Origin of the sequence: Micromonospora sp. NPDC048930 (assembly GCF_043197935.1) — a bacterium.
Classification (GTDB): Bacteria; Actinomycetota; Actinomycetes; order Mycobacteriales; family Micromonosporaceae; genus Micromonospora.
The window spans coordinates 284538-293251 of sequence record NZ_JBICUB010000009.1; the positions used below are offsets into that span (position 1 = coordinate 284538).

The 8714-nt window shown below is 70.1% G+C and carries 8 protein-coding genes and 2 tRNA genes; 7 read left to right on the forward strand and 3 right to left on the reverse strand.

What is annotated here, in order from left to right:
- Nucleotides 1-526 precede the first annotated feature (526 nt).
- A tRNA-Gly gene (locus tag ACGFI9_RS24410) sits at nucleotides 527-600 on the reverse strand.
- A 328-nt stretch (nucleotides 601-928) separates the two neighbouring features.
- Between ACGFI9_RS24410 and ACGFI9_RS24415 the strand changes: the two genes are divergently transcribed.
- The 5 genes from ACGFI9_RS24415 (at nucleotide 929) to clpX (ending at nucleotide 5492) form a co-directional block, all read left to right on the forward strand.
- Nucleotides 929-1002: transfer RNA gene (locus tag ACGFI9_RS24415), tRNA-Pro, on the forward strand.
- Between the two features lie 145 nt (nucleotides 1003-1147).
- The gene (gene tig / locus ACGFI9_RS24420; RefSeq protein WP_393181228.1) at nucleotides 1148-2494 is read left to right on the forward strand and encodes a trigger factor; all 1347 of its coding nucleotides are present in this window, start codon (nucleotides 1148-1150) and stop codon (nucleotides 2492-2494) included.
- A 173-nt stretch (nucleotides 2495-2667) separates the two neighbouring features.
- Nucleotides 2668-3309, forward strand: a complete 642-nt coding sequence (locus tag ACGFI9_RS24425) for an ATP-dependent Clp protease proteolytic subunit (RefSeq protein WP_393181230.1) — start codon at nucleotides 2668-2670, stop codon at nucleotides 3307-3309.
- A 14-nt stretch (nucleotides 3310-3323) separates the two neighbouring features.
- Nucleotides 3324-3986 (forward strand): ATP-dependent Clp protease proteolytic subunit, encoded by a 663-nt coding sequence (locus ACGFI9_RS24430; RefSeq protein WP_393181232.1) that lies wholly within the window; start codon nucleotides 3324-3326, stop codon nucleotides 3984-3986.
- A gap of 210 nt (nucleotides 3987-4196) precedes the next feature.
- A complete protein-coding gene (gene clpX / locus ACGFI9_RS24435) occupies nucleotides 4197-5492 on the forward strand; it encodes an ATP-dependent Clp protease ATP-binding subunit ClpX (protein ID WP_393181234.1) in 1296 nt (431 codons plus the stop codon).
- A gap of 60 nt (nucleotides 5493-5552) precedes the next feature.
- On the opposite strand, the gene ACGFI9_RS24440 is transcribed toward clpX, so the two are convergent.
- Nucleotides 5553-6179 carry a helix-turn-helix domain-containing protein gene (locus tag ACGFI9_RS24440; RefSeq protein WP_393181235.1) on the reverse strand — a complete coding sequence of 209 codons (627 nt, stop codon included), beginning with the start codon at nucleotides 6177-6179 and terminating at the stop codon, nucleotides 5553-5555.
- A gap of 41 nt (nucleotides 6180-6220) precedes the next feature.
- Between ACGFI9_RS24440 and ACGFI9_RS24445 the strand changes: the two genes are divergently transcribed.
- Nucleotides 6221-7054 (forward strand): EamA family transporter, encoded by an 834-nt coding sequence (locus tag ACGFI9_RS24445; RefSeq protein ID WP_393181237.1) that lies wholly within the window; start codon nucleotides 6221-6223, stop codon nucleotides 7052-7054.
- A gap of 40 nt (nucleotides 7055-7094) precedes the next feature.
- On the forward strand, nucleotides 7095-7892 hold the full coding sequence (locus ACGFI9_RS24450; RefSeq protein WP_393181239.1) for a carbon-nitrogen hydrolase family protein: 798 nt from the start codon (nucleotides 7095-7097) through the stop codon (nucleotides 7890-7892).
- Nucleotides 7893-7898: 6 nt separating this feature from the next.
- Here ACGFI9_RS24450 and ACGFI9_RS24455 read toward each other — a convergent pair whose 3' ends face one another.
- Complete coding sequence (locus tag ACGFI9_RS24455) at nucleotides 7899-8129, reverse strand: hypothetical protein (RefSeq protein ID WP_393181241.1); 231 nt, start codon at nucleotides 8127-8129, stop codon at nucleotides 7899-7901.
- Nucleotides 8130-8714 lie beyond the last annotated feature (585 nt).

The window sequence follows — 8714 nt, forward strand, 5'->3', positions numbered from 1 at the left end:
TACGTGGACGACGAGACCGTCGACGGGCGCGTCGCCGAGGTTCGTCACCCCGAGCACGGCGGGCACGTCCTCGCCCTGGCCCACCAGATACTGGCGGTTCTGTCCCGTCTGCGGGTCCTTCTCCGTGCCGGCGGCGAGCTTTGCCGTGTCGGGTTCGTTCGGAGCCGGTGCGGCGCCGGCGGGCGCGGCGGCGAGGCCAGCCGCGAGGATCGTGGCGCTCACGGCGAAACCGGCGTAACGGCGGACTGTCATAGAAACCCCCGTACATAAGGTGCGACAACCGCGACACCCTACAGCTCCCTGCCTGCGGCCTTCCGTCCCAATCAATCCGGCGAAGCGCATCAGGTACGACAAGATCGACATCGCATCGGGTGGCGTACGCCACACGCCACCAGTCAGCGTGATCGCGAAATCGCTGCCGCGATCGATCGGATGGCACGCGGATGGCATGCACGATCCAACATGGGGGAGAGGGCCGGAAGTGCCCAGGTGCCGCGATCGTGCGGTCTGCCTGGGCCTTCGCATGTGGAGCGGGCGACGGGAATCGAACCCGCACCGTCAGTTTGGAAGACTGAAGCTCTGCCATTGAGCTACGCCCGCGAGCACCCCGCTGTCGCGGGGCGCGCGGGCACAGCCTACCGAATCCCGAAACCGGACGCGCAGCCCGTATCGCGCGCCGCGCCGCTCGCCGGCTCCCATGATCCGCACAACTTCAGGGAAATAGTGGCCTCCCGGCGACGGGAGGCCACTATTTCCCTGAAAGAGGGCCTTCGCGTCGCCGCTGGCGCGGCTCCGCGTCGCCGGCGGGGCGGCGGGGAGCTTGCGGGGCGGCGAGGGTCTCGCGTCGGCGGGCAAGGGGGGCGGGAGGCGGCGCGGGCGGCCCGGTGACCGTCCTTCGGGCACGGACGGCATACACTTCTCGTCGCCACGGGGTGTGGCGCAGCTTGGTAGCGCACTCGCTTTGGGAGCGAGGGGCCGTGGGTTCAAATCCCGCCACCCCGACTGTCGTTCGCGACCAGCTCGTCCCGGGAACCGCTGATTTTTCCGCGCGGTACCCGGGCGCTGCCGATGCAGCAGGCCGGCTCGCCTACACTCGATGCGCGCAATCACGCCCAGACTCAACTGAGATCCGTCAAGGAGTACGCCTGTGAAGAGCACCGTCGAGACTCTGAGCCCGACGCGCGTGCGGCTCGCCATCGAGGTGCCGTTCGTCGAGCTCGAGCCGAGCCTCAAGAAGGCGTACCGGGAGATCGGCCAGCAGGTCCAGGTTCCCGGCTTCCGCCGGGGCAAGGTTCCCGCCGCGGTCATCGACCAGCGGGTGGGCCGGGGCACCGTCCTCAACGAGGCGGTGCAGGAGGCCATCCCGCAGAACATCCTCGCCGCGGTCCGCGAGCACGACCTGAAGACCCTCGGCCGCCCGGAGGTCGAGATCACCGAGTTCGCCGACGGCGACTCGCTGAACTTCACCGCCGAGGTCGACGTGCGTCCGGAGATCACCCTCCCGGACCCGGCCACCATCGAGGTGACCGTCGACGAGATCCAGGTCGCCGACAGCGAGATCGACGAGCAGGTCAACAGCCTGCGCGAGCGGTTCGCCACGCTGAAGACCGTCGAGCGGGCCGCCCAGGAGGGCGACTACGTCCAGATCGACCTGAACGCCACCGTCGACGGCGAGGACGTGCCGGGCGGCCAGGCGAGCAACATCTCGCACGAGGTCGGCAGCAAGCAGCTCCTGCCGGGCCTGGACGAGGCCCTGGTCGGCCTGGCCGCCGGCGACAGCACCACCTTCTCCACGCAGCTGGTGGGCGGCGACTTCGCCGGCCGGGACGCCGAGGTGGCGGTGACCGTCCGCACGGTCAAGGAGAAGGAGCTGCCGGAGCTCGACGACGACTTCGCCCAGATGGCGAGCGAGTTCGACACCATCGAGGAGCTCCGCAACGACCTGCGCGAGCGGGTCACCCGGGGCAAGCAGGTCGAGCAGATCTACGCCGCCCGGGACAAGGCCCTCGAGCAGCTGGTCGAGGCCGCCGAGGTGCCGGCGCCGGAGGGCGTCGTCAAGGAGGAGGTCGAGAGCCGCAAGGCCGCGATGATCGACCAGCTCGAGCGGATCGGCGCCTCGCTGGAGGAGTACCTCGCCGCCGAGGAGAAGACCGAGGAGCAGATCGACGCCGAGCTGAAGGACGCGGCGACCGACGGCGTCAAGATCCAGCTGCTGCTGGACACCCTCGCCGACGCCGAGGACGTCCAGGTCTCCGACGACGAGTTCGGCCACGAGATCGTGCACCGCGCCCAGCGTGCCGGCATGGCCCCGCAGCAGTACTACGACCAGCTGGTCCGCTCGGGTGCCGCCGCGGCCGTCTTCGGCGACGTCCGCCGGGGTAAGGCGCTCGCCTCGGTGATGGAGAAGATCAAGATCAAGGACTCGGCGGGCAACGAGGTCACCCTCGACGCGCTGCGGGCCCAGAACGAGGCCGAGCACAACCACGAGCACTGATCATCCGGTGTCGGCCGCCGTCCCTCGCTGCGCGCTGGGCGGCGGCCGAAACCCTTTTCGGGGTACGCCCCGAGGGTGACTGCGCTGAGAGCGAACAGTGCCCCGACCGGGAGTACGCCCCCCGGCTGAGCGGTTAGTGTCGGGTAGGACGGTACGGAGAGCGAAGGGCTGCCATGACCGACATGCACATCCCAGCGAAGCCGCTCCGGGCGATCGACGCCCGCGGTGGCGACACCATTGGCAACCTCGACGACTCGGTCTACAACCGGTTGCTCAAGGAGCGGATCATCTTCCTGGGCAGCGAGGTGACCGACCAGGTCGCCAACCGCATCTGCGCGCAGCTCCTGCTGCTCGCCGCGGAGGACCCGGACCGCGACATCAACCTCTGGATCAACTCGCCGGGTGGCTCGGTCTACTCCGGCATGGCGATCTACGACACCATGCAGTTCATCGACAACGACGTGTCGACCGTGGCGATGGGCATGGCGGCCTCCATGGGCCAGCTGCTGCTCTGCGCGGGCACCAAGGGCAAGCGCTACGCCCTGCCGCACGCGCGGATCATGATGCACCAGCCCTCCGGCGGCATGGGCGGCACGGCCGCCGACATCGCCATCCAGGCCGAGCAGATGCTCTACACCAAGCGGATGTTCCAGGAGCGGGTCGCCTTCCACACCGGGCGGAGTGCCGCGGAGATCGAGGCGGACTCGGACCGCGACCGCTGGTTCACTGCCCAGGAGGCCATGGACTACGGCTTCATCGACAAGGTGATCACCGGAGCCGCCCAGGTTCCGGAAGGCGCCGGGACCCTGAGCTGACCGAGGAGCTGACGATGACCGACCTGAGCCTGCCGCCCCAGTTCGCGGCCGTGCACAACCGCTACGTTCTGCCGTCGTTCGTCGAGCGCACGTCGTACGGGATGAAGGAGTCCAACCCGTACAACAAGCTCTTCGAGGACCGGATCATCTTCCTCGGCGTCCAGGTGGACGACGCCTCGGCCAACGACGTGATGGCCCAGCTGCTGACGCTCGAGGGCACCGACCCGGACCGCGACATCATCATGTACATCAACTCGCCCGGTGGCTCCTTCACCGCCATGACGGCGATCTACGACACCATGCAGTACGTCCGCCCGGACATCCAGACGGTCTGCCTGGGCCAGGCGGCCAGCGCGGCGGCGGTGCTGCTCTCCGCGGGCACCCCGGGCAAGCGGATGGCGCTGCCCAACTCCCGGATCATCATCCACCAGCCGGCCACCGAGGGCGGCTACGGCCAGGGCTCGGACATCGAGATCCAGGCCCGGGAGATCCTGCGGATGCGGACGCAGTTGGAGACGATGCTCTCCCAGCACTGCAACCGGCCGATCGAGCAGGTCCGCAAGGACATCGACCGCGACAAGATCATGACGGCCGAGGAGTCCAAGGAGTACGGGCTGGTCGACACCATTCTGACCAGCCGCAAGAAGGGTCTGCTGGCGGCGCACGCCGCGAGCTGAGCAGTATCTGGTCGGAGGTCGGCCGGGACGTGGTTCCCGGCCGACCTCTGACACACCCGCTCTGGGGGTCGGAGAAACTCCCGCCAGCGGGTAACGTCAGGTCTGTACCGCTTCGCTGGGTCGGACCGGCAGGGTGGGACGACAGGACGGGCGCCCGGCGCCCGCAGGTCAGGGCCGGCGCTCCGGCCGACGAGTGCAGGGAGAACGTAGGTGGCACGGATCGGTGACGGCGGCGACCTACTCAAGTGCTCCTTCTGTGGCAAGTCGCAGAAGCAGGTCAAGAAGCTCATCGCGGGCCCTGGCGTCTACATCTGTGACGAGTGCATCGATCTCTGCAACGAGATCATCGAGGAGGAGCTGGCCGAGTCCGGCGAGGTGAAGTGGGAAGAGCTTCCCAAGCCGATGGAGATCTGCCAGTTCCTCGACAACTACGTCGTCGGCCAGGAGCAGGCCAAGAAGGCGCTCGCCGTCGCGGTCTACAACCACTACAAGCGGATCCAGGCCGAGGCGGCCGGCGCGCCCGGCTCGGGCAGCGACAGCGTCGAGCTGGCCAAGTCCAACATCCTGCTGCTCGGCCCCACCGGGTGCGGCAAGACCCATCTGGCGCAGACCCTGGCCCGGATGCTCAACGTCCCGTTCGCGATCGCGGACGCCACCGCGCTCACCGAGGCCGGCTACGTCGGCGAGGACGTGGAGAACATCCTCCTCAAGCTGATCCAGGCGGCCGACTACGACATCAAGCGCGCCGAGACCGGGATCATCTACATCGACGAGGTCGACAAGATCGCCCGTAAGTCGGAGAACCCGTCGATCACCCGGGACGTCTCCGGCGAGGGCGTGCAGCAGGCGCTGCTGAAGATGCTCGAGGGCACGGTGGCCAACGTGCCGCCGCAGGGCGGACGCAAGCACCCGCACCAGGAGTTCATCCAGATCGACACCACCAACGTGCTGTTCATCTGCGGTGGCGCCTTCGCCGGGCTCGACCAGATCATCGAGGCCCGCACCGGTTCTGGCGGCACCGGCTTCGGCGCCCGGCTCCGGTCGGTCTCCGAGCGGTCGACCGACGACATCTTCAGCCAGGTCATGCCGGAGGACATGCTCAAGTTCGGCCTGATCCCCGAGTTCATCGGCCGGCTTCCCGTGATCACCAACGTGCGCAGCCTCGACCGCACCGCCCTGGTGCGGATCCTCACCGAGCCGCGCAACGCCCTGGTCCGGCAGTACCAGCGCCTCTTCGAGCTGGACGGCGTCGAGCTGGAGTTCGAGCAGCCCGCGCTCGAGGCCATCGCCGACCAGGCGATGCTGCGCGGCACCGGCGCCCGCGGCCTGCGGGCGATCATGGAAGAGGTGCTGCTCTCCGTGATGTACGAGGTGCCGAGCAACCCCGACGCCGCCCGGGTGCTGATCACCCGCGAGGTCGTTCTGGAGAACGTCAACCCGACCATCGTGCCCCGCGAGTTCACCGGTCGCCGGGCCCGTCGGGACCGCGAGGAGAAGTCCGCCTGACCACCCGCCCCGACGGGCTGCCGGGGCGAGGGCTTGGGCGCGGTAGGCGGCGGGTCCGGGTCAGCTCGGGCGCGGTCCGCGTGAGCGGGTCCGCCGGTCCCACTCGCCCGACGGGGTGACCACCACCATCACCAGTCGCACCGGCTCGTCGCCCGACGTGCGGTAGCCGTGCTCCCGGTCGGCGTGGAACTCGATGGTCTCCCCGGCGCGTACGTCGTGGTCGACGCCGTCGACGGTCACCGTGGCGGTGCCGGCCAGCACGTGCAGGATCTCCCGGGTGCCGCGGGGATGGTCGGGGGAGCGGTGCCCCTCGCCCGGCTGGAGGCGCCACTCCCAGAGCTCGACCAGGTCGGGCTCGCCGAGGCCGTTGAGCAGGCGGGCGGTCCCACCCCGGTCACCCTGCCAGAGGACCGGCGCGTCGGCGGCCGCGGAGATGCGTACGCCGCGCTCCTCGGCTGGCTCCAGCAGCCGGGCGATGCTGACGCCGAAGGCGTCGGCGACCCGGCAGAGCGTACCGATGCTCGGGTTGGTCCGCGCCCCCTCGATCTGCACCAGCATGCCCTTGCTGACCCCGGAGCGGCCGGCCAACTCCTCGAAGGACCAGCCGCGGGCGGCCCGCAGCTCGTGCACCTGCCGGGCCACGGCGGAGGTCACCGCGCTCACCCGCCCCGTTCCGGCGTCGGTCATCACACTATCCTTCGCGGTCAATATTGTGGTACGACTGCCTGATGTTCCCCATTGTGCTCGCGGCGGTGTCCGCGGTCGCGTTCGGCACGGCCGACTTCTCCGGCGGCAAGGCGTCCCGGCGGGCCGACCCGATCGCCGTCACCGTGGTCTCGCAGATCCTCAGCGTGCCGCTGCTGCTCGCCCTGGTCCTCCTGGTGCCCGGCACGCCCGGCGCACTCGACCTGGGCTGGGGACTGCTCGCCGGGGTGGCCGGCGCCGGCGGCGTGATGCTGCTCTACCGGGCGCTGGCGACCGGCATGATGGCCGTCGTCGCGCCGGTCACCGCGATCACCGCGGCGGTGGTGCCGATCGTCGCCGGACTGTTCACCGCGCACTCCCCGGGCCCCCTGGCGCTCTGCGGCGCGGGCCTCGCCGTGGTGGCCATCGCCCTGGTCAGCCTCGGCGCGGGTGGGGTCACCGGCCGGGTGTCGAGCCGGGTGCTCGGCATGGCGCTCGGCGCGGGCCTGCTCTTCGGCGTCTTCTTCGCCCTGCTCGGCCAGGCCGACGAGGACGCGGGCATGTGGCCGGTGCTCGCCGTACGGGTCAGCTCGATCACCTTCGGGCTCGCCCTCGCCGCACGTACCGGAACGGGCCTGCGGATCGAGCGGCGGGTGCTGGGCTGGGCCGCGGCGGCGGGCCTGCTGGACTCCGCGGCGAACGCGCTCTACCTGGCCGCCGCCGCGCGCGGCCACCTGAGCATCGTCGCCGCCATCGCCTCCCTCTATCCGGCGAGCACCGTGCTGCTCGCGCTCGGCGTCGACCGGGAGCGGCTCCGGCCCGTGCAGCTCGCCGGCCTCGGCTTCGCCGCCGGGGCACTGGTGCTGGCGAGCATCTGAGCTCTGTCGCGGGTCCGTCCCCGCCCGTACGCTGGGCCCCATGCGCGTCGCCGTCTGCCAGCTCAACGCCCGCGACGACCGGGAGGCGAACCTCGCCGCCGCCGAGGCCCTGCTGGTCAGGGCCGCGGCGGCCGGCGCCGACCTCGCCGTCCTCCCGGAGTACGTCGACTACCTCGGCCTCGGCGACCGGATGCCCCCGGCCGAGCCGGTCGACGGCGTGGTGGGCAGCTTCTTCGCCGAGGTCGCCCGCCGGCTCGGCATGTGGGTGATCGCCGGCTCGTTCCACGAGGCCGGACCGGACCCCGAGCGCACCTGGAACACCTCGCTGGTCTTCGACCGGACGGGCGCCCTCGCCGCCAGCTACCGCAAGATCCACCTGTACGACGTGGAGATTCCCGGCCGGGTGTCGTACCGGGAGTCGGCGACGGTCGCCCCCGGCGACCAGCCGGTGGTGGTCGATGTCGAGGGCCTGCGGGTCGGCCTGTCGATCTGCTACGACCTGCGCTTCCCGGAGCTCTACCGCCGGCTGGCCACGGACGGGGGCGCCGAGCTGCTGGTCGTGCCGGCGGCGTTCATGATGCACACCGGGCGGGACCACTGGGAGGTCCTGCTGCGGGCCCGCGCGATCGAGAACCAGTGCTACGTCGCGGCCGCCGGCCAGACCGGTGATCACGAGCCGGCGCGGACCTGCTTCGGGCGCAGCATGGTGGTGGACCCGTGGGGGACGGTGCTCAGCCAGGTCCCGGACGGACCGGGGCTGGCCGTGACCGAGCTGGACCTGGACCGGTTGCGGACGATCCGTGCCGAGCTGCCCAGCCTGGCCAACCGTCGGCTCTGAGCCCGGTCAGCTCTCCAGCAGTACGCCCACCACGGTGAAGCCCGCGATCGCGATCGCGGTGACGACCAGGGCGGTGGTCATCCGGGACGGGCCGCGCCGGAGGAGCCGGCCGAGCGACACCAGGACGACGACCACCACGAAGGCGCCGATGACCAGCTGCCAGAACGGCAGCAGCAGGCCGAGCAGGGTCTCCTCGGCGAGGGTCGTCGCCGCCGGGAGCCGGGACACGTCATCCATGTCGAACACTCTGGCACGCGGAGGCGCGGGGTGGTCCCCTCCGCTCGTCGGTTTCCGCCGTCCGGAATCCGCCCGGAGCCGGCGCTTAGCGCAATGACGATCATTGATTTGCCTTCTCCGGGCCGTCCGCGTAACTTTCTCTCTGCACGCGGGAGGCCGGACAAACCGGCCGAGAGCGGGCGCCAGGCTGGTGGCGGAGACGCCGAGCCAGACTGAGGATCCGGGCGGTGCGAGACACTCCGAGAAACGCGGAGTTGCGATCGCGAAGCCGACCGGGTAGAGTTCGAAAGCCGGCAGGGAGCCGGGCGGGTGGCCGCGAGAGCGGCGCCGGCCGGTCCGCCGAAATCCACGACAGCAACGACCGCCAGACATGGCGTGCGTCGGCGTGGTTCGGACTGACCAAGTTGATCACCTCGAACATGAGGTTGACAGCGAGGATCGGGCCGGGTAAGTTGGAGAGGTTGCCCCGGACAGGGGCCCTGCGGATGCAGGGTTTCTGGATGGTGTGTGGTTGTTCTTTGAGAACTCAACAGGGTGCTTGATAAGCCAGTGCCAAATTGTTTTATACCCCGGACTGGTCGAGCC